This window comes from Streptomyces sp. FIT100, assembly GCF_024584805.1.
Taxonomy (GTDB): domain Bacteria; phylum Actinomycetota; class Actinomycetes; order Streptomycetales; family Streptomycetaceae; genus Streptomyces.
Genome location: NZ_CP075715.1, coordinates 1,961,338 through 1,982,436, shown reverse-complemented (window position 1 = coordinate 1,982,436; position 21,099 = coordinate 1,961,338). Strand labels below are relative to the sequence as shown.

At 69.3% G+C, this 21,099-nt stretch carries 17 protein-coding genes; 12 read left to right on the top strand and 5 right to left on the bottom strand.

Annotation, left to right across the window (positions count from 1 at the left end; translation table 11 throughout):
* The first annotated feature begins 126 nt into the window (after positions 1-126).
* A complete protein-coding gene (locus KK483_RS08600) occupies positions 127-3,330 on the top strand; it encodes an efflux RND transporter permease subunit (RefSeq protein WP_262004614.1) in 3,204 nt (1,067 codons plus the stop codon).
* Positions 3,331-3,487: 157 nt separating this feature from the next.
* On the opposite strand, the gene nadA is transcribed toward KK483_RS08600, so the two are convergent.
* Complete coding sequence (nadA, locus tag KK483_RS08595) at positions 3,488-4,666, bottom strand: quinolinate synthase NadA (protein ID WP_262004613.1); 1,179 nt, start codon at positions 4,664-4,666, stop codon at positions 3,488-3,490.
* Between the two features lie 263 nt (positions 4,667-4,929).
* Here nadA and KK483_RS08590 point away from each other — a divergent pair, with 263 nt between their 5' ends.
* On the top strand, positions 4,930-5,286 hold the full coding sequence (locus KK483_RS08590) for an iron-sulfur cluster assembly accessory protein (protein WP_262004612.1): 357 nt from the start codon (positions 4,930-4,932) through the stop codon (positions 5,284-5,286).
* Positions 5,287-5,882: 596 nt separating this feature from the next.
* On the opposite strand, the gene KK483_RS08585 is transcribed toward KK483_RS08590, so the two are convergent.
* Positions 5,883-7,334, bottom strand: coding sequence for a hypothetical protein (locus KK483_RS08585; RefSeq protein ID WP_262004611.1), 1,452 nt, complete (start codon positions 7,332-7,334; stop codon positions 5,883-5,885).
* Positions 7,335-7,416: 82 nt separating this feature from the next.
* On the bottom strand, positions 7,417-7,629 hold the full coding sequence (locus KK483_RS08580; RefSeq protein WP_262004610.1) for a hypothetical protein: 213 nt from the start codon (positions 7,627-7,629) through the stop codon (positions 7,417-7,419).
* A 139-nt stretch (positions 7,630-7,768) separates the two neighbouring features.
* Here KK483_RS08580 and KK483_RS08575 point away from each other — a divergent pair, with 139 nt between their 5' ends.
* Entirely contained in the window at positions 7,769-8,743 is a 975-nt protein-coding gene (locus KK483_RS08575) for a carbohydrate kinase family protein (protein ID WP_262004609.1), read from the top strand.
* Between the two features lie 66 nt (positions 8,744-8,809).
* Here the strand turns inward: KK483_RS08575 and KK483_RS08570 are convergent, their stop codons facing one another.
* Positions 8,810-10,192 (bottom strand): cysteine desulfurase/sulfurtransferase TusA family protein, encoded by a 1,383-nt coding sequence (locus KK483_RS08570; protein WP_262004608.1) that lies wholly within the window; start codon positions 10,190-10,192, stop codon positions 8,810-8,812.
* A 369-nt stretch (positions 10,193-10,561) separates the two neighbouring features.
* Here KK483_RS08570 and coxB point away from each other — a divergent pair, with 369 nt between their 5' ends.
* From coxB to KK483_RS08550, 4 genes are all read left to right on the top strand, one after another.
* A complete protein-coding gene (coxB, locus tag KK483_RS08565) occupies positions 10,562-11,557 on the top strand; it encodes a cytochrome c oxidase subunit II (RefSeq protein WP_399013713.1) in 996 nt (331 codons plus the stop codon).
* Positions 11,554-13,284 carry a cytochrome c oxidase subunit I gene (ctaD, locus tag KK483_RS08560; RefSeq protein WP_262004607.1) on the top strand — a complete coding sequence of 577 codons (1,731 nt, stop codon included), beginning with the start codon at positions 11,554-11,556 and terminating at the stop codon, positions 13,282-13,284. The genes coxB and ctaD overlap by 4 nt, the downstream gene beginning before the upstream one ends.
* A complete protein-coding gene (locus KK483_RS08555; RefSeq protein ID WP_262004606.1) occupies positions 13,281-13,679 on the top strand; it encodes a cytochrome c oxidase subunit 4 in 399 nt (132 codons plus the stop codon). The genes ctaD and KK483_RS08555 overlap by 4 nt, the downstream gene beginning before the upstream one ends.
* Positions 13,680-13,799: 120 nt before the next feature.
* Positions 13,800-15,047 (top strand): Ig-like domain-containing protein, encoded by a 1,248-nt coding sequence (locus tag KK483_RS08550; protein WP_262004605.1) that lies wholly within the window; start codon positions 13,800-13,802, stop codon positions 15,045-15,047.
* Positions 15,048-15,077: 30 nt separating this feature from the next.
* Here KK483_RS08550 and KK483_RS08545 read toward each other — a convergent pair whose 3' ends face one another.
* Complete coding sequence (locus tag KK483_RS08545; protein ID WP_262004604.1) at positions 15,078-15,479, bottom strand: hypothetical protein; 402 nt, start codon at positions 15,477-15,479, stop codon at positions 15,078-15,080.
* A gap of 191 nt (positions 15,480-15,670) precedes the next feature.
* Here KK483_RS08545 and KK483_RS08540 point away from each other — a divergent pair, with 191 nt between their 5' ends.
* The 5 genes from KK483_RS08540 to trpD all read left to right on the top strand — a co-directional run bounded on the left by KK483_RS08540 (position 15,671) and on the right by trpD (position 21,025).
* Entirely contained in the window at positions 15,671-16,291 is a 621-nt protein-coding gene (locus tag KK483_RS08540; protein ID WP_242334695.1) for a heme-copper oxidase subunit III, read from the top strand.
* A gap of 64 nt (positions 16,292-16,355) precedes the next feature.
* Positions 16,356-17,165 carry a c-type cytochrome gene (locus KK483_RS08535; RefSeq protein ID WP_262004603.1) on the top strand — a complete coding sequence of 270 codons (810 nt, stop codon included), beginning with the start codon at positions 16,356-16,358 and terminating at the stop codon, positions 17,163-17,165.
* Positions 17,162-18,214 carry a ubiquinol-cytochrome c reductase iron-sulfur subunit gene (locus KK483_RS08530; RefSeq protein WP_262004602.1) on the top strand — a complete coding sequence of 351 codons (1,053 nt, stop codon included), beginning with the start codon at positions 17,162-17,164 and terminating at the stop codon, positions 18,212-18,214. The genes KK483_RS08535 and KK483_RS08530 overlap by 4 nt, the downstream gene beginning before the upstream one ends.
* On the top strand, positions 18,211-19,836 hold the full coding sequence (locus KK483_RS08525; protein ID WP_262004601.1) for a cytochrome bc complex cytochrome b subunit: 1,626 nt from the start codon (positions 18,211-18,213) through the stop codon (positions 19,834-19,836). Before KK483_RS08530 ends, KK483_RS08525 begins: the two co-directional genes overlap by 4 nt.
* Positions 19,837-19,960: 124 nt before the next feature.
* Positions 19,961-21,025, top strand: coding sequence for an anthranilate phosphoribosyltransferase (gene trpD, locus KK483_RS08520; protein ID WP_262004600.1), 1,065 nt, complete (start codon positions 19,961-19,963; stop codon positions 21,023-21,025).
* Positions 21,026-21,099 lie beyond the last annotated feature (74 nt).

Here is a 21,099-nt window from a genome sequence, read left to right as displayed (position 1 = left end):
GCGGAGTATGTCCCGGATAAGGATTCGGACCTCGGGCCTACGGATTCACCCTTGCGGATGGCTGATCGTATAAAGCGGGCACCTGACCCTGCCCGCCTCCTGCGTAAGCCACAGAAGAGAGACCCCATGTCCTGGCTGTCCAGATTCAGCCTCGCGCAACGGGCCCTGATCGGGCTGATGTCGATCGTCGCGATCCTCTTCGGAGCGATCGCCATCCCGCAGCTCAAGCAGCAACTGCTGCCCTCCATCGAACTGCCGATGGTGTCGGTGCTGGCCCCCTACCAGGGTGCGTCCCCCGATGTGGTCGAGAAGCAGGTCGTCGAACCGCTCGAGAACACCATCAAGGCCGTCGACGGCATCACGGGCATCACCTCCACGGCGAGCGAGGGCAACGCCGTGATCATGGCCACGTTCGACTACGGGGACGAGGGCACCAAGCAGCTCGTCGCCGACGTCCAGCAGGCCGTGAACCGCGCCCGAGTCCAGCTCCCCGACGACGTGGACCCGCAGGTCATCGCCGGTTCCACCGACGACATCCCGACCGTCGTCCTCGCCGTCAGCTCCGACAAGGACCAGCAGGCGCTCGCCGACCAGCTGGAGCGCACCGTCGTCCCGGCCCTCGAGGACATCGAGGGCGTCGGTCAGGTCACCGTCGACGGCGTCCAGGACCTCCAGGTCTCCGTCACCCCGGACGACAAGAAGCTCGCCAAGGCCGGGCTGAACACCATGGCCCTCGCCGAGGCGCTCAGGGCGGGCGGCGCGACCGTCCCCGCCGGCTCCTTCTCCGAGTCGGGCAGCAGCCGCACCGTCCAGGTCGGCGGCGGCTTCACCTCGCTGAAGCAGATCGAGGACCTGCGCATCGCGCCCGCGTCCGCGGCCGGTGGCAAGCCCGCCAAGGCGGTCCGCCTCGGCGACGTCGCCACGGTGAAGCAGGAGGAGTCGCAGCGCGTCTCCATCACCCGTACCAACGGCAAGCCCAGCCTCGCCGTCATGGCCACGATGGACAAGGACGGCAGCGCCGTCGCCATCTCCGACGCGGTCAAGGAGAAGCTGCCCGACCTCCGCAAGGACCTGGGCTCCGGCGCCGAGCTCTCCGTCGTCTCCGACCAGGGCCCGGCCGTCTCCAAGTCGATCTCCGGTCTGACGACCGAGGGCGCGCTCGGTCTGCTCTTCGCCGTCGTGATCATCCTGGTCTTCCTGGCCTCGATCCGCTCGACGCTCGTCACGGCGGTCTCCATTCCGCTCTCCGTCGTCCTCGCCCTGATCGTGCTGTGGACCCGTGACCTGTCGCTCAACATGCTGACCCTGGGCGCGCTCACCATCGCCATCGGCCGGGTCGTCGACGACTCGATCGTGGTCCTGGAGAACATCAAGCGCCACCTCGGCTACGGCGAGGAGCGCGAGGCCGCGATCCTCACCGCCGTACGCGAGGTGGCGGGCGCCGTCACCTCGTCCACGCTGACCACGGTCGCCGTCTTCCTGCCGATCGGTCTGGTCGGCGGCATGGTCGGCGAGCTGTTCGGCTCGTTCTCGCTGACGGTCACCGCGGCGCTGCTGGCCTCGCTGCTCGTGTCGCTGACGGTCGTCCCGGTCCTGTCGTACTGGTTCCTGCGCGCGCCGAAGGCCGTGCGGGGCATCGACCCGGACGAGGCGCGCCGCAAGGCGGAGGAGAAGGAGGCGCGCAGCCCGCTCCAGCGGATGTACGTCCCGGTGCTGCGCTTCGCGACCCGCCGCCGCCTCACCAGCGTCGTCCTCGCGATCGGCGTCCTCCTCGGCACCTTCGGCATGGCCCCGCTCCTGAAGACGAACTTCTTCGACCAGGGCGAGCAGGAGGTCATGTCGATCAAGCAGGAGCTGAAGCCGGGCACCAGCCTGGAGGCGGCCGACGCCTCCGCGAAGAAGATCGAGCAGGTCCTCGCGGGGATCGACGAGATCAAGGACTACCAGGTCACCGTCGGCTCCTCCGGCTTCATGGCGGCCTTCGGCGGCGGCACCGGCGCCAACCAGGCGTCGTACCAGCTGACGCTGAAGGACTCGGCGTCGTACGAGAAGACCCGCGCCCACATCGACGAGGAGCTGGGCAAGCTCGACGGCATCGGCGACACGACGATCGCGGCGGGCGACGGCTTCGGCAGCCAGGACCTCAGCGTCGTGGTGAAGGCCGCCGACGCGGACACCCTGGCCAAGGCGTCCGAGCAGGTCCGGGACGAGGTCGCGAAGCTCGACGACGTCACCGACGTCCAGAGCGACCTGTCGCAGTCCGTGCCGCGGATCTCCGTCAAGGCCAACGCGAAGGCGGCCGACGCCGGCTTCAACGACGCGTCTCTGGGCGCCGCGGTGGCCCAGGCCGTGCGCGGCACGCCGGCGGCCAAGGCGATCCTCGACGACTCCGAGCGCGATGTCGTCATCACCTCGGCCAAGCCGGCGACGACGATGGCCGAGCTGAAGAAGCTGCCGCTCGGTCCGGTCAAGCTCGGTGACATCGCCGAGGTGAAGCTGGTCCCCGGCCCGGTCTCGATGACCCGGATCGACGGCGCGCGCGCCGCGACGATCTCGGCGAAGCCGACCAGCGACAACACTGGAGCGGTGAGCGCGGAGCTCCAGACGAAGATCAACGCGCTGGACCTGCCGGAGGGGGCGAGCGCCGCCATCGGCGGCGTCGGACAGGACCAGGAGGAGGCGTTCGGCTCGCTGGCCCTGGCCATGCTGGCGGCGATCGCGATCGTCTTCATGCTGCTGGTCGCCACGTTCCGCTCGCTGGTGCAGCCGCTGATCCTGCTGGTCTCCATCCCGTTCGCGGCGACGGGCGCGATCGGTCTGCTGGTCCTGACCGGCACGCCGATGGGTGTCCCGGCGATGATCGGCATGCTGATGCTCATCGGCATCGTGGTCACGAACGCGATCGTGCTGATCGACCTCATCAACCAGTACCGGGCACAGGGCCTGGGCGTGGTCGAGGCGGTCGTCGAGGGCGGCAGGCACCGGCTCCGTCCCATCCTGATGACGGCGCTCGCGACGATCTTCGCGCTGCTGCCGATGGCGCTCGGCGTCACGGGTGAGGGCGGCTTCATCGCCCAGCCGCTGGCCGTGGTCGTGATCGGCGGTCTGGTGACGTCGACGCTGCTGACGCTGCTGCTGGTGCCGACGCTGTACGCGATGGTGGAGCTCCGCAAGGAGCGCCGCCGCGCGAAGCGCGAGGCCAAGCGGGCACGGAAGTCGGGGTCCTCGGCCCCGTCGGCCCCGTCGGCCCCGTCGGCCCCGTCGGCCCCGTCGGCCCCGGAGTCCTCGGAGTCCACGGAGGACACCGACCCGCAGCCGGTCAACGCGTAAGCGCGTAGCGCCTTCGGCGAGCCGCCCGGTACCGGTCCACCCGGTGCCGGGCGGCTGCCGTTCCCGGCCGCCCTTCCGGCGGACGGTCGCCGTCAACGGCCGACGCCCCCGGCCACGAGTGGCCGGGGGCGTCGAGGGGAACGGGGCGCGGTCCCCGTCAGGGGAGGGCCAGCATGCGCTCGAGGGCGAGCTTGGCGAAGCTCTCCGTCTCGCGGTCGACCTGGATCCGGTTCACCAGGTTCCCCTCCGCGAGGGATTCGAGCGCCCACACCAGATGCGGCAGGTCGATGCGGTTCATCGTCGAGCAGAAGCAGACCGTCCGGTCGAGGAAGACGACTTCCTTGCCCTCGGGGGCGAAGCGGTCCGCCAGCCGCTTCACCAGGTTCAGCTCGGTGCCGATCGCCCACTTCGAGCCGGCCGGAGCCGCCTCCAGGGTCTTGATGATGTGCTCCGTCGAGCCCACGTGGTCCGCCGCGGCGACGACCTCGTGCTTGCACTCCGGGTGCACCAGCACGTTCACACCGGGGATGCGCTCGCGCACGTCGTTCACCGAGTCCAGCGAGAAGCGGCCGTGCACGGAGCAGTGGCCCCGCCACAGGATCATCTTCGCCGCGCGCAGCTGCTCGGCGGTGAGCCCGCCGTTCGGCTTGTGCGGGTTGTAGACGACGCAGTCGTCCAGGGTCATGCCCATCTCGCGGACCGCGGTGTTCCGCCCCAGGTGCTGGTCCGGCAGGAAGAGGACCTTCTCACCCTGCTCGAAGGCCCAGTCCAGCGCGCGCTTGGCGTTCGACGACGTACAGATCGTGCCGCCGTGCTTGCCGGTGAACGCCTTGATGTCGGCGGAGGAGTTCATGTACGAGACGGGGACGGTGACGTCCGTGATGCCCGCGTCCGCGAGGACGTCCCAGCACTCGGCGACCTGCTCGGCGGTGGCCATGTCGGCCATGGAGCAGCCGGCCGCGAGGTCCGGCAGCACGACCTTCTGGTCGTCGGAGGTCAGGATGTCCGCCGACTCGGCCATGAAGTGCACGCCGCAGAAGACGATGTACTCGGCCTCGGGACGCGCCGCCGCGTCCTTGGCGAGCTTGAAGGAGTCGCCGGTGACGTCCGCGAACTGGATGACCTCGTCGCGCTGGTAGTGGTGGCCCAGCACGAAGACCTTGCTGCCGAGCTTCTCCTTCGCCGTGCGGGCGCGCGCCACCAGGTCCGGGTCGGACGGGGAGGGGAGGTCTCCGGGGCACTCGACACCGCGCTCGCTCTTCGGGTCTGCCTCGCGGCCGAGCAGCAGCAGGGCGAGCGGCGTCGGCTCGACATCCAGGGGTTGGGCGGTGGTCACGTCACACACCCTTTCTCTTCATCTCACAGAGCACTTTTCGTCTCTTTGACGCTATCTATCATAACCGCTTCACGTCACTTTGACGATGGCGATAGCGTCGATGTGACGCAATTCCCGACCGCGGCTGTTCACGGGCTGGTGCCTTGACGGGATCGCGTGTGCGAGCATGAAGGGGAAAGACTGGGGCTCGCCCGGAATGAATCGGGGACCCCGCCGGTTGAACCGTCGGCAAGCAGTCTCCGTACAACCCGGGAGAGAAGCAGATGTCCGTATCGGACGAGACCACCACCGCGAACGACGGCATCCTCCTGTCCGACGCCGCCGCGGCCAAGGTCAAGGCCCTGCTGGACCAGGAAGGCCGAGAGGACCTGGCGCTGCGCGTCGCCGTTCAGCCCGGCGGCTGCTCAGGCCTGCGCTACCAGCTGTTCTTCGACGAGCGCTCGCTCGACGGCGATGTCGTCAAGGACTTCGGCGGCGTCAAGGTCGTCACCGACCGTATGAGCGCCCCGTACCTGGGCGGCGCCTCGATCGACTTCGTGGACACGATCGAGAAGCAGGGCTTCACGATCGACAACCCGAACGCGACGGGCTCCTGCGCCTGCGGCGACTCCTTCAGCTGAGCCGTCATCCGTACGCCGGAAGGGCGGCGGCCACCGGACCACCGGGGCCGCCGCCCTTCCGCGCGTCCGGGCGTCCGGGCGCGAGCCACGCACCGGACACGGCGTGCCCCGCCCCGCGGGCGGACGGCGCTGTTCGGCAGGGCAGGCCCCGGGCCATGCCCGGCGGCGTCCCGCACGCCCTGCGACGTAGCCCTTCGGCCGGACCGCTTTCGGGCGGACGGCGCTGCTGCGAAGACGCTCCCCTGGCGCTGTGACCGAAGGTCCGCCGAGTCGCTCACGGCGTCCGGTGCGGTGCATCGCCAGGCGGAGGATCGCCGCTCGTACCGGTGTGCCGGCGAACCTTTCCGGTCACCGCACTAGGCCGTGTCTGACAAATCCCGCCTGGCGCGCGGCGTCCGGCACGCTCCCCCAGAGCTCGCGCCTGGGAGGTGCCCCCACCCCCGTAGCCCTTCGGGCACGGGAGGTGCCCCCACGCTGCGTTGTCGGAGTCATCCGAGTACGTCCAGTACGAGGATGATCCTCCGCCTTGCGATGGCACGCACCGGACGCCGCGCACCCCGCCCTGCGGGCGGACGGCGCCATTTGTCAGACACGACCTAGCGGCGCGGGACCGCCTGGCTGCTCACCGCGTCGAGGACCTTCCGGTCGCCCAGCGGGCGGTCCAGGACGACCTTCTCGGTGAGCTCCTTCGCGATCATGATGCAGACCCGGTCCGGATCCTGCCGCGTCTCGACGATCCGTACCCGCACCTCGCCGGCGCTCTCCTCCGCGGCACCCGCGTAGTCGCTGCACACCCCGCCCCAGAAGCGCAGGGTCAGCGTCCGGCCGTCGGCCGACACGGCGTACGACTCGACCTGGCGGTCGGTCGTCTCCGGCAGCCCCGACGGCTGCGGCGTCGGCTTCGGCGGTGACGTGGCCGCCGGCTTGAGGAACTCGGGCGCCACGGCCGGGTGCGTGATCGTGTACGGCCGGGCGCCACCCTCCGGGGCGACCTCGAAGAGCCAGGACGGTACGAGCGCGGGCCGGCCCGCCTCCGAGTGCACCGCGAGCCCGAAGACCGCCCCGCTGACCGTCACCGTCGGGGCCGGGCCGCGCTTCGGCTCGCACGGCGCGGCCGGTTCATCAGCCGGGACGGGCGTCGCGCAGCCGCCGATCGAGGGCTTGGCGAGCTGCTCGCCGTTGAGCCGCTCCAGGGTCTCCTTCGCGCCGGTCACCGGATACTCCGCGCCCTTCACCGGCTTCGCCAGCTGACCGCTGCCGCCGACCACCTGGCCGTCCGCCCCGACGGTGATCCCGGTCGTCCAGCCGTACGTCGGCAACCCGCCGACCAGCGGATCCGCGTTCACGACCCGGAGTGCGTCCAGCGTCTGCGTCGCGTCGAGCCGGGCGTCGCCCTGACCCACCGCCGCGAGCACGGGAGCGGCGGCCTTCTTCGCGGCCTCCTCGCCCACCGGAGGGTGGACGGACTCGCCGCTCGTGTCGGTGGGCGGCACCCCGCCGCCAGGGCAGGGCTTCACCCTGGTGCAGTCGTCGCCCTTCGGTGTCGGGCCGAACCGGGCGAACGTCCAGGTGCCCGGGGCCGCCCGGTTCACCTGGAGCATCGGGCCCCCGGAGTCCTTGTCGGCGCCGATCTTCCAGACGTCGCCGACGGCGCGCGGGGTGCCCGGCACCCCCAGGGCCGCGGCCAGCCGGGTGACGTCGGCCGCGGCGACCGTGCCGCCCGCCCGGTACACGGGGGCCGACTCCGGGCCGTCCGGCAGCTCGACCGCGGTCCGGTACCGCACACCGGCCGGGTCGGGCTCGCCCGGCGCGATCCCGGGGGGCGGGCCGGTCTCGGCGGCGCCGTCCAGGGCCAGCGGGGGAGGGGCGGTGCGCCCGGCACCCGGCGCCGTACCGCTGTCGCCGTCGGAGGCGGACGTGGCCCAGTACGCACCACCGCCCCCGGCGAGCAGGACCGCCGCGGCCACCGAGGCGACGGCCAGCCGGGAACGCCGCCTGCGCGGTCCGTCGTCGGCCGTGGTCGTGGGGGGCCGCTCCGTGCTGTTCACCGCATCGCTCCTTGGGGACCCGTGACGGGGGACACCCCTGTGACGGGCCGGGGGAGCGCGCGGTTCCCGTTTCCCGTGGGAGTCAGTCGCCGTACTCGGGCATCGAGCCGACCAGCCGCGCCGAGGCGCGGGACACCACCACGCCGTGGATCGAGGACGGCGGCACCGGCGTGGCCACGGCGACCGGCGGCACCGCCCAGTGCGGGGCCATGCGTGCGCTGTCCCCGCACAACTGGGCGAGGCTGGTGTCGGTCTCGGTCTCCCGCAGGTCACGCGGGAATCTGTGGTTCGGCATAGGGGCACCGTACGCACGGCTGAGTGGCGGAAAAAGCCCTACTATCGGGTAGTTTCTCGCCCTACGAGATGGCGCACGAAAACCGGTAGCGTTAACTGTCAACGCTCGCCGCCTCCCCCAGGACCAGGAGCAGCTCGCCGTGCGCATCGCAGTCACCGGCTCCATCGCCACCGACCACCTCATGACCTTCCCCGGCCGCTTCTCCGACCAGCTGGTCGCGGACCAGCTGCACACGGTCTCCCTCTCCTTCCTGGTCGACAACCTCGACGTGCGCAGGGGCGGCGTCGGCGCCAACATCTGCTTCGGCATGGGGCAGCTCGGCACCGCCCCGATCCTGGTCGGCGCGGCCGGCTCCGACTTCGACGAGTACCGGGCCTGGCTGGACCGGCACGGGGTGGACACCGCGTCCGTCCGGATCTCCGAGGTGCTCCACACCGCGCGCTTCGTCTGCACCACCGACGCCGACCACAACCAGATCGGCTCCTTCTACACGGGCGCGATGAGCGAGGCCCGCCAGATCGAGCTGAAGTCGGTCGCGGACCGGATCGGCGGTCTCGACCTGGTGCTGATCGGCGCCGACGACCCCGAGGCGATGCTGCGCCACACCGAGGAGTGCCGTTCGCGGGGGATCCCGTTCGCGGCGGACTTCTCGCAGCAGATCGCGCGCATGAGCGGGGACGAGATCCGGATACTGCTGGACGGGGCGACCTACCTCTTCTCCAACGAGTACGAGAAGGGGCTCATCGAGTCCAAGACCGGCTTCACGGACGAGGAGATCCTCTCCCGCGTCGGCCACCGCGTCACCACGCTCGGCTCCCGCGGTGTGCGCATCGAGCGCGCAGGCGAGCCGGGTATCGAGGTCGGCTGCCCCGAGGAGGACTCCAAGGTCGACCCGACCGGCGTCGGCGACGCCTTCCGCGCGGGCTTCCTCTCCGGCCTGTCCTGGGGCGTGGGCCTGGAGCGTGCGGCGCAGGTCGGCTGCATGCTGGCGACCCTGGTCATCGAGACCCTGGGCACCCAGGAGTACACGCTGCGCCGCGCCCACTTCATGGAGCGCTTCACGAAGGCGTACGGCGACGACGCGGCCTCCGAGGTCAGGGCCCACCTGGCGTAGCGGCCGCGGGGGCTCCGCCTCGGTGCAGAGCCCCACCCTGCACCGTGCGGAGGTTCTGCCGGCGTTTCAGCCGCGCCGCCGCACCACGTACGCCGTGCCCCGCTCCGCGGGCTGTTCCCCCACGTACTCCTGGTCCCGCATCTCGCACCAGGCCGGGATGTCCAGCCGCGCCGCCTCGTCGTCGGACAGCACCGTCACCGTGCCGCCCACCGGCACATCCCCGATGACCTTCGCCAGCTCGATCACGGGGATGGGGCAGCGCTTGCCCAGGGAGTCCACGACGAGGGAGCCGGGCGCGGGGGAGGGCACTGCGGGCACTGCGGGCACGGCGGGCGCCGGTGCGTCGAGGCGGCGGCGGACGTCGGCGACGACCCCCGGCAGGACCTCCAGGAAGCGGTCCACCTCCGCCTCCGACGTGCCCAGCGGCAGCGACACGCGCACATTGCCCTCGCTCAGCACCCCCATCGCCCGCAGCACATGGCTCGGGGTCAGCGTCGAGCTTGTGCACGACGAACCCGACGAGACGGAGAACCCGGCACGGTCCAGCTCGTGCAGCACTGTCTCCCCGTCGACATAGAGACAGGAGAAGGTGACGAGATGCGGCAGCCGCCGCACCGGGTCGCCGACCACCTCGACATCCGGCACCAGCTCCGGGACCCGGGTCCGGATCCGGTCCACCAGCCCCCGCAGCCGGGCGGACTCGGCCGACGCCTCGTCCCGTACGGCCCGCAGCGACGCCGCCGCCGCCACGATCGCCGGGATGTTCTCGAAGCCGGGCGCGCGCCCCGACTCCCGTTCGTCCGCCGGGCCTTGGGACGAGAATCGGACGCCTTTGCGCACGACGAGCAGTCCGACCCCTGCCGGTCCGCCCCATTTGTGGGCGCTCGCCGCCAGCAGGGACCAGTCACCGTCGACCGGGCCCCACGCCAGCGACTGCGCCGCGTCGACGAGCAGCGGCACCCCTGTCGTTCGGCACACGGCGGCGACCTCGGCGACCGGCTGCTCCGTGCCCACCTCGTGGTTGGCGGACTGGAGGCAGGCCAGCGCCGTGTCGTCGCGCAGTGCCGCGCCGAAGGCGGCCGGGTCGACCGCGCCGGTGCGGGCCACCGGCACCTCGGTGGCCGCGAGGCCCTCCGCCGCGTGCAGCACCGCCGAGTGCTCCACCGCGGAGACGACGAGATGGCCGCCGACGCGCCGACGGCCCGCCATCGCGCCGGCGATGCCCGCGTGGACGGCGCGGGTGCCCGAAGAGGTGAAAACGAGCTCGTCCGGGCGGCACCCCACGGCCGCCGCAGCCGTCTCCCGCGCCGCGTCCAGGAGCATCCGCGCGCGCCGTCCCTCGCGGTAGAGCCGGGCGGGATCGGCCCAGCCCTCGTCGAGGGCGGCCTGGAGGGCCTGCCGGGCGACCGGATGGAGCGGAGCGGACGAAGCGGCGTCGAAGTAGGGCACGCTGCCACGCTAACGCGGCCGGTCGGAGCCGACCTCACTCCGGACGCGCCTGCGGCGAGTGAGCCGAAGGGGGGCGTCGCTGTCGAAAGGGAGAACGCGCACAGGTCCTGAGGAACGAAGGACCGAGCACGATCGACCGTCGACAGGGACTGAGCGCCCTGGAGGCGAACCGAGCGCTCAGAACAGGTGAGTCCACCCCTTCGGGTCGTCCGGCGGCGCGTTGGGCACCCTCCCCGCGCGACCCCAAATTGCGTCCAGTAGGGTTTGGTCCGCATAAACATCCAAACCCCTGCCCGCGTCAGGGCCGGCGACCGACCAGCGAGACGGCCGCAGCCGGCCGCGCGGGCGAGACTCTCGGGAAGGCGCTACGTGAGTCCCAACGGCTCCGACCTCCCCCGCAGCCAAGGCGCGGGTGGTACCCCCACGTCGCGGCGCCCGATGCGGCGGAAGCTGCCGCAGGTGCTGACTGCGGGCCTGATCCTGGCAACCGCCACCGGTTGCACATACAAGGACTTCCCCCGCCTTGGTATGCCCACCCCCGTCACGGAAGAGGCTCCGCGGATCCTCTCCCTCTGGCAGGGCTCCTGGGCGGCCGCCCTCGCCGTGGGCGTGCTGGTATGGGGTCTGATCCTGTGGAGCGTCATCTTCCACAGGCGCAGCCGCACCAAGATCGAGGTTCCCCCGCAGACGCGGTACAACATGCCCATCGAGGCGCTGTACACCGTGGTTCCGCTCATCATCGTCTCGGTGCTCTTCTACTTCACCGCGCGGGATGAGTCGAAGCTCCTCGCCCTCTCCGACAAGCCGGCCCACACCATCAACGTGGTCGGCTACCAGTGGAGCTGGGGCTTCAACTACCTCGAGGACGTGGACGGCAACCCCGCCACCGGCGACGCTCAGGCCCAGAAGGAACTGAACGCGATTCCGGACCAGTACAACAACGACTTCCCGGCGGGTGCCGAGGGCGTCTACGACGCCGGCATCCCGGGTGACAGGAACCCGCAGACGGGGAACCCCGGTCCGACCCTGTGGCTGCCGAAGGGCCAGAAGGTCCGGTTCATCCTGACCTCCCGTGATGTCATCCACTCCTTCTGGGTCGTCCCCTTCCTCTTCAAGCAGGACGTCATCCCCGGTCACACCAACGTCTTCGAGGTGACGCCTTCCCAGGAGGGCACCTTCCTCGGCAAGTGCGCCGAACTCTGCGGTGTCGACCACTCCCGGATGCTCTTCAACGTGAAGGTCGTCTCCCCGGAGCGCTACCAGCAGTACCTGAAGGAGCTCGCCGAGAAGGGGCAGACCGGCTTCATCCCGTCGGGCATTCAGCAGTCGGACCCGGCCCGGAATGCGGAGAAGAACCAACTGTGAGCATCCTCAACGAACCTCAGGGTGCCGCGACGGCTGAAGACTCGTACGAGAACGAGATCCCGGTCCGGCGCAGGCAGCCCGGCAGTGTGGTGGTGAAGTGGCTGACCACCACCGACCACAAGACCATCGGTACGCTCTACCTGGTCACGTCGTTCGTCTTCTTCTGCATCGGCGGACTCCTGGCGCTGTTCATGCGCGCCGAGCTGGCCCGGCCCGGCACGCAGATCATGTCGAACGAGCAGTTCAACCAGGCGTTCACGATGCACGGCACGATCATGCTGCTGATGTTCGCGACGCCGCTGTTCGCCGGATTCGCGAACTGGATCATGCCGCTGCAGATCGGCGCGCCCGACGTGGCGTTCCCGCGGCTGAACATGTTCGCGTACTGGCTGTACCTCTTCGGCTCGATCATCGCGGTGGCCGGCTTCCTCACCCCGCAAGGTGCGGCCGACTTCGGCTGGTTCGCCTACTCCCCGCTGTCGGACGCGGTCCGTTCGCCGGGTGTCGGCGCCGACATGTGGATCATGGGTCTGGCCTTCTCCGGCTTCGGCACGATCCTCGGTTCGGTCAACTTCATCACCACGATCATCTGCATGCGCGCGCCCGGCATGACGATGTTCCGCATGCCGATCTTCACCTGGAACGTGCTGCTCACCGGTGTGCTGGTCCTGCTGGCCTTCCCGGTGCTGGCCGCGGCGCTGTTCGCCCTGGAGGCGGACCGCAAGTTCGGCGCCCACATCTTCGACTCCGCCAACGGCGGCGCCTTGTTGTGGCAACACCTCTTCTGGTTCTTCGGCCATCCAGAGGTGTACATCATCGCCCTGCCGTTCTTCGGCATCGTCTCGGAGATCATTCCGGTCTTCAGCCGCAAGCCGATGTTCGGTTACATCGGCCTGATCGCGGCGACCATCGCGATCGCCGGTCTGTCCGTGACCGTGTGGGCCCACCACATGTACGTCACCGGCGGGGTGCTACTGCCGTTCTTCTCCTTCATGACCTTCCTGATCGCGGTACCGACCGGTGTGAAGTTCTTCAACTGGATCGGCACCATGTGGAAGGGGTCGTTGTCCTTCGAGAACCCGATGCTCTGGACGATCGGCTTCCTGATCACCTTCACCTTCGGTGGTCTGACCGGCGTCATCCTGGCCTCGCCCCCGATGGACTTCCACGTCTCCGACTCGTACTTCGTTGTCGCGCACTTCCACTACGTCGTCTTCGGCACCGTGGTCTTCGCGATGTTCGCCGGATTCCACTTCTGGTGGCCGAAGTTCACCGGCAAGATGCTGGACGAGCGGCTCGGCAAGATCACCTTCTGGACGCTGTTCATCGGCTTCCACGGCACCTTCCTCGTCCAGCACTGGCTGGGGGCCGAGGGCATGCCGCGGCGGTACGCGGACTATCTCGCGGCCGACGGCTTCACCGCCCTGAACACCATCTCCACGATCAGCTCGTTCCTGCTGGGCCTGTCGATCCTGCCGTTCCTCTACAACGTGTGGAAGACCGCCAAGTACGGCAAGAAGGTCGAGGTCGACGACCCGTGGGGTTACGGCCGTTCACTCGAATGGGCGACTTCGTGCCCGCCGCCGCGCCATAACTTCCTCACCCTGCCGAGGATCCGCTCCGAATCCCCGGCGTTCGATCTGCACCACCCGGAGATCGCGGCCCTCGACCAGCTCGAGCACGCCGGTCACGGTGCCATCACCGGTGACAAGGAGGCCGGCAAGTGAAGATCCAGGGCAAGATGTTCCTCTGGCTGAGCGTCTTCATCCTGGCCATGGCCGTGCTCTACGGCGTGTGGTCGAAGGAGCCGGCCGGTACGACGGCGCTCTTCCTGGCGTTCGGACTCGCGGTCATGATCGGCTACTACCTGGCCTTCACGGCCAGGCGTGTCGACGCCATGGCGCAGGACGACAAGGAGGCCGACGTCGCGGACGAGGCCGGTGAGGTCGGCTTCTTCTCCCCGCACAGCTGGCAGCCGCTGTCGCTGGCCATCGGCGGCGCCCTGGCCTTCCTCGCGATCGCGATCGGCTGGTGGCTGCTGTACTTCTCGGCCCCGCTGATCCTGGTCGGCGTCTGGGGCTGGGTCTTCGAGTACTACCGCGGCGAGAACCAGAACCAGTAACGAGCACACCGCTCAGCACGGCGCAGGGGCCCGGACGCTGACCCGAAAGGGTGAGCTCCGGGCCCCTCGTTTGCAGTCACCCGGCGCGACGCCGGAGGGCGTTGTCCATAGCGTGTACTCATGAACGACATACCGCGCAAGCGCGCCATAGCCAGCTGCACCGTACTGGTCATGTCCCTCGCGGCGGCGACGGCCGCTTGTGACGGCCCGGCGAGCCACCCGCTGTCGGCGAGGCCGTACGACGCGGCGAAGCAGGTCTCCCTCAACGCGCCTTCCGGGAGCGCGAAGGCCGCCCTCGACAAACCCCTGGAAGTCATCGCCAAGGGCAAGGAAGGCCGCATCACGGATGTCACGGCCGTGGACACGTCCGGCCGGTATCTGGCGGGCGAACTCACCGCCGACGGCAGCAGATGGCGCTCCACGGGCCCTCTTGCCGCCGGTACGCGCTACACCGTCAAGGTCGCCACGGAGGACGGCAAGGGCGCCCCCGGGATCCGTACCCAGACTTTCGAGACGGCGGCGGCACAGCACCACATAGGCGTCGAACTGGGCCCCAAGGCCGGCACCTACGGCGTGGGCCAGCCGCTCACCGCCGAGCTCAGCGCCCCGGTGACGGACGCCGCGGCCAGGGCCGCCATAGAGCGCTCGCTGACCGTGCGGTCCAGCCCGCGGGTGGACGGCTCCTGGCACTGGGTGGACGACAAGAAGCTGCACTACCGCCCGATGGAGTACTGGCCCGCGGGCGCCACCGTGGAGGTGGTCAGCACCCTGGAGGGCGTCAGGATCGGCGACAGGCTGTACGGGGGCGCCGTGAAGCCCCTCAAGCTGTCCATAGGCGACCGAATAGAGGCCATAACGGATGCCGCCACGCACCAGATGACGGTGCTGCGCAACGGAGACGTGATCAACACCATTCCGGTGACCACCGGCAAGCCGGGCTTCTCCACCCGCAACGGCGTCAAGGTCGTGCTCGGCAAGGAGTACTTCGTCCGCATGCGCGGTACCAGCATCGGCATACCCGAGGGCAGCTCCGAATCGTACGACCTGCCCGTCTACTACGCGACACGCGTCACCTGGAGCGGTGAGTACGTCCACGCGGCGCCCTGGTCCGCGGGCTCCCAGGGCTGGGCCAACGTCAGCCACGGCTGCACCGGGATGTCGACCGGCAACGCCGAATGGTTCTTCAACACCGTGCGCGAGGGCGACATAGTCAAGGTCGTCAACAGCCTGGGCAGCACGATGGATCCGTTCGGCAACGGATTCGGCGACTGGAACCTGTCCTGGGACAAGTGGCTGACCGGCAGCTCGCTGCCGGCCGTCGGAGGCGACGGCGCCCCCGAGACGGTACGGCTCCTGCCCAGGGTGTGAGCGGCGCGGAGGCCGGCGCCCCCGTCGGCCTCAGTGGTTGGCGCCCAGGCGGGTGCGGATCAGGGCGGCCAGAGCCTCCGCGAACTCCACCGGCTCGACCGGGAGCGTCACCGCCGCGTCCGCCCGGCTCCAGGTGGCCAGCCAGGCGTCCTGCGGGCGTCCCATGAGCACCAGCACCGGCGGGCAGCGGAAGATCTCGTCCTTGATCTGCCGGCAGACGCCCATGCCGCCGGCCGGGACCGCCTCGCCGTCCAGTACGCAGACGTCGATGCCGCCCTTGTCCAGCTCCGAGAGGACCGCGGGCAGCGTCGCGCACTCGATGAACTCGACCGGGGGAACGTCGGCGGCCGGGCGGCGGCCCGTGGCGAGCCGCACCTGTTCGCGGGTGTTGGCGTTGTCGCTGTACACCAGCACCGTGGCGGTCGACTGCATTGTTCCTCCGGTTCGTCAAGGAGAACTGCGGGGTGCACCGATGCGCCGGATGCTACCCCTCCCGACGCGATGTCAGCACCGGTTCGGCACGGCAAAGGCAACGCTTTCGATGGGCCGTTCGGGCTGGACACGGGGTACGGACACACCGAACGGCACCCCCGGGAGTGAGGGCTGGATAAGCGACCGACATAATGTCGGTCGTGGCGACAGCAACGACAGTAGAAACCGGGCACGCGCACCCGTCGGTCAATCGGCCGAACCTCACCAGCGTCGGAACCATCATCTGGCTGAGTTCCGAGCTGATGTTCTTCGCGGCCCTCTTCGCGATGTACTTCACCCTGCGATCGGTGATGGGTGCCGAGTACTGGGCAGAGCAGGCTTCGGCCCTGAACTTCCCGTTCTCGGCCACCAACACCACGATCCTGGTGCTCTCCTCCCTCACCTGCCAGCTCGGCGTCTTCGCCGCCGAGCGCGGTGATGTGAAGAAGCTGCGTACCTGGTTCGTGATCACGTTCGTGATGGGTGCGATCTTCATCGGCGGCCAGGTGTTCGAGTACACCGAGCTGGTCAAGCACGAGGGCCTCTCGCTCTCGTCCGACCCCTACGGCTCGGTCTTCTACCTGACCACCGGCTTCCACGGTCTGCACGTGACGGGCGGTCTCATCGCCTTCCTGCTCGTTCTCGGCAGGACGTACGCGGCCCGGAGGTTCACCCACGAGCAGGCAACCGCCGCCATCGTCGTGTCCTACTACTGGCACTTCGTCGATGTCGTCTGGATCGGCCTCTTCGCCACGATCTACATGATCAAGTAGCCGGGCCCGTACCCGCACCATTCCAGAAGCATCGACGCAGAAGATCCTGACACCGGGGTAATCCGTGAAAAAGCTCTCCGCACGACGACGCCATCCGCTGGCGGCGGTCGTCGTCCTACTCCTCGCGCTGGCGGCCACCGGGGGGCTGTATGCCGCGTTCGCACCCGCGGACAAGGCACAGGCCGATGAAACCGCCCAGTCCCTCGCCATCGAGGAGGGCAAGAAGCTCTACACCGTCGGCTGCGCCAGCTGCCACGGAACCGGCGGTCAGGGCACCTCCGACGGTCCGTCCCTGATCGGCGTCGGCTCGGCCGCCGTGGACTTCCAGGTCGGCACCGGCCGTATGCCCGCACAGCAGCCGGGCGCCCAGGTGCCGAAGAAGAAGAACATCTACTCGCAGGCCGAGATCGACCAGCTCGCGGCGTACATCGCCTCGCTCGGGCCGGGCCCGGTCACGCCGACCGAGAAGCAGTACAGCCTGGAAGGCGCCGACATCGCCAACGGTGGCGAGCTCTTCCGCAACAACTGCGCCCAGTGCCACAACTTCACCGGCGAGGGCGGCGCCCTCACGCACGGCAAGTACGCGCCGAACCTCGAAGGCGTGAGCGACAAGCACATCTACGAGGCCATGCAGACCGGCCCGCAGAACATGCCCTCCTTCGGCGACGGCACCATGCCGGAGCAGGAGAAGAGGGACATCATCGCGTACATCAAGACCGTCAACGGCGAGGACACGGAGAACCCCGGCGGACTGAGCCTGGGCAGCCTCGGTCCCGTCACCGAAGGTCTCTTCGCCTGGATCTTCGGTCTGGGCGCCCTGATCGCAGTCGCCATCTGGGTCGCGGCCCACACCGCTAAGGCCAAGAAGTCATGAGTAGCCAAGACATTCCAGAAGAGTCCCTGCCGGCAGAGCAGGAGCACGAGCGCGGAGCGGTAGCCGTCAAGGAGGATCCGTTCGCGGACCCCGGGCTGCCGCCGCACAAGCCGCGTATCCAGGACATCGACGAGCGGGCCGCCAAGCGCTCCGAGCGCGCCGTCGCCTTCATGTTCACGCTGTCGATGCTGGCCACGATCGGCTTCATCGCCTCGTACGTGATCTTCCCGGTCGACAAGATCGTCTACATCTGGCCGTTCGGCCATGTGAGCGCGCTGAACTTCGCGCTCGGTATGACGCTCGGCGTCGCGCTGTTCTGCATCGGCGCGGGCGCGGTCCACTGGGCCCGCACCCTGATGTCCGACGTGGAGATCGCCGACGAGCGCCACCCGATCGCGGCCGAGCCCGAGGTCCGCGCCAAGGTCATGGCCGACTTCGCGGCCGGTGCCGAGGAGTCCGGCTTCGGCCGCCGCAAGCTGCTCCGCAACACCATGTTCGGCGCGCTCGCCATGGTCCCGCTCTCCGGTGTGATGCTGCTGCGCGACCTCGGGCCGCTGCCCGAGGAGAAGCTGCGCCACACGCTGTGGGCCAAGGGCAAGCAGCTCATCAACATGAACACGAACGAGCCGCTCCGTCCCGAGGACATCGCCGTCGGTTCGCTGACCTTCGCCATGCCCGAGGGCCTGAACGAGCACGACCACAGCTTCCAGACGGAGATCGCGAAGGCCGCCCTGATGATCGTCCGGATCCAGCCGGACGAGATCAAGGACAAGCGCGAGCTCTCCTGGTCGCACGACGGCATCGTGGCGTACTCGAAGATCTGCACCCACGTCGGATGCCCGATCTCCCTGTACGAGCAGCAGACGCACCACGTCCTCTGCCCGTGCCACCAGTCCACCTTCGACCTCTCCGACGGCGCCCGCGTCATCTTCGGCCCGGCCGGACACGCCCTGCCGCAGCTGCGGATCGGCGTGAATGACGAGGGCTTCCTCGAGGCGCTCGGCGACTTCGCGGAGCCTGTCGGCCCTGCCTTCTGGGAGCGCGGATGAGCACCAACGACGACAACAGGCGCAAGGCGCCCGCCGGCGAGCGGATCGCCGACTGGGCTGACGGCCGGCTCGGGGTCTACTCCCTGGCCAAGGCCAACATGCGCAAGATCTTCCCGGACCACTGGTCCTTCATGCTGGGTGAGGTCGCGCTCTACAGCTTCATCATCATCATCCTCACGGGTGTGTACCTGACGCTGTTCTTCCACCCGTCGATGAACGAGGTGGAGTACCACGGCACGTACGTCCCGATGCAGGGCGTCCTGATGTCGGAGGCGTACGCCTCCACGCTGGACATCAGCTTCGACGTCCGCGGTGGTCTGCTGATCCGGCAGATCCACCACTGGGCGGCCCTGATCTTCCTCGCGGCGATGTTCGTGCACATGATGCGCGTCTTCTTCACCGGCGCCTTCCGCAAGCCGCGCGAGGTCAACTGGCTGTTCGGCTTCCTGCTGTTCGTCCTCGGCATGTTCACCGGTTTCACCGGCTACTCGCTCCCGGACGACCTGCTCTCCGGCACCGGTGTCCGCTTTACGCAGGGCGCGATCCTGTCCACGCCGATCGTCGGCACGTACATCTCGATGTTCCTGTTCGGCGGCGAGTTCCCCGGCGGCGACTTCGTCGCCCGGTTCTACTCGATCCACATCCTGCTGCTGCCGGGCATCATGCTCGGTCTGCTGGTGGCGCACCTGATCCTGGTCTTCTTCCACAAGCACACGCAGTTCGCGGGCCCCGGCCGGACCAACAAGAACGTCGTCGGCATGCCGCTGCTGCCGATCTACATGGCCAAGGCCGGCGGCTTCTTCTTCCTGGTCTTCGGTGTCATCGCGGTCATCGCCGCCATCGCGCAGATCAACCCGATCTGGGCGATGGGCCCCTACCGGCCGGACCATGTGTCCACCGGCGCCCAGCCCGACTGGTACATGGGCTTCGCCGAGGGTCTGATCCGCTTCATGCCGGGCTGGGAGATCAACCTCTGGGGCCACACCCTGGTCCTGGGCGTGTTCATCCCGCTGGTGCTCTTCGGTGTCGTGCTCGCGCTGCTGGCGGCGTACCCGTTCATCGAAGCCTGGATCACCGGCGACAAGCGGGAGCACCACATCGCGGACCGGCCGCGCAACGCGCCGACCCGTACCGCGTTCGGTGTCGCGTGGGTGACCTTCTACATGATCATGCTGATCGGTGGTGGAAACGACCTCTGGGCGACCCACTTCCATCTGTCGATCAACTCGATCACCTGGTTCGTCCGGATCTTCGCCATCGCGGGCCCCGTCATCGCGTTCATCGCCACCAAGCGGATCTGCCTGGGTCTGCAGCGGCGCGACCATGACAAGGTGCTGCACGGGCGCGAGTCCGGCATCATCAAGCGGCTGCCGCACGGTGAGTTCGTCGAGATCCACGAGCCGCTCAGCCAGGGCGACCGGTTCAAGCTCACGGCGCACGAGCAGTACCAGCCGGTCGAGATCGGCCCGACGGTCGACGAGCACGGTGTCGAACGCAAGGTCAAGCTCGGAGAGAAGCTCCGGTCCAAGCTCAGCAAGGGCTACTTCGGCGAGGGGAACCAGATCCCGAAGCCGACGGCGGAGGAGTACCAGGAGATCACGAGCGGCCACGGCCACCACTGATCCCGGTCGCGATGAGCTGAATCGCCACGGCTGGAGCCCCGTCCATTCGCCGGACGGGGCTCTTCGCCGTCCCCGGGGGTCGATAGGGTGGAGGCATCCCATACGTACGGAACCAGGAGCGACCATGAGCGCTGTGACCCCCGCAGGAGGCACTACCGCGGCGGGCCGTTCCTGGCCCGCGGTACTGGACTCCCTGCTGTACGGACGCGACCAGAGCGCGGACGCCACCGCCTGGGCGATGGACCGGATCCTGCGGGGCGAGGCCACCGACGCGCAGATCGCGGGATTCGCCGTCGCCCTGCGCGCCAAGGGGGAGACCGTCGAGGAGATCGCCGGGCTCGTACGGACGATGTACGAGCACGCCAGGACGATCGAGGTGCCGGGGAAGACCGTCGACATCGTGGGGACGGGCGGCGACGGCGCCAAGACCGTCAACATCTCGACCATGTCGGCGATCGTCGTCGCCGGCACCGGTGCGAAGGTCGTCAAGCACGGCAACCGTGCGGCGTCCAGCGCGAGCGGCGCCTCCGACGTCCTGGAGAAGCTCGGCGTCAATCTGGAGCTGACGCCGCAGCGGGTCGCGGAGGTCGCGGAGGAAGCGGGGATCACCTTCTGCTTCGCCGTGAAGTTCCACCCCGCCCTTCGGCACGTGGCGGCGGCGCGCAAGGAACTCGGCATCCGTACGACGTTCAATTTCCTGGGCCCGCTCACCAATCCCGCCCGGGTCAAGGCGCAGGCCACTGGTGTCGCCGACGCCAGGATGGCGCCCATCATGGCCGGGGTGCTGGCCGAGCGCGGCTCCAGCGCGCTGGTCTTCCGCGGGGACGACGGACTCGACGAGCTGACCACGACCGCCACCTCCCGGGTGTGGGTGGTGCGCGACGGCGCGGTGCGCGAGGAGTCCTTCGACCCGCGGGACGTCGGTATCGAGCTGGTCCCGGTGGAGGCGCTGCGCGGCGCGGACGCCTCGTACAACGCGGATGTGGCCCGCAGGCTCCTCGCCGGTGAGGCCGGACCGGTGCGGGACGCGGTGCTGCTGAACTCGGCGGCCGCGCTCGCCGCGCTGGGGGACGGCGAGGGCGACCTGGTCGACCGGCTCAGGTCCGGAATGGCGCAGGCGGCGGAGTCCATCGACTCGGGCGCGGCGAAGCGCGCTCTGGACCGCTGGGTGGCGGCGAGCAATCGCTAGGCCGTGTCTGACAAATCCCGCCTGGTGCGCGGCGTCCGGCACGCTCCCCCAGAGCTCGCGCCTGGGAGGTGCCC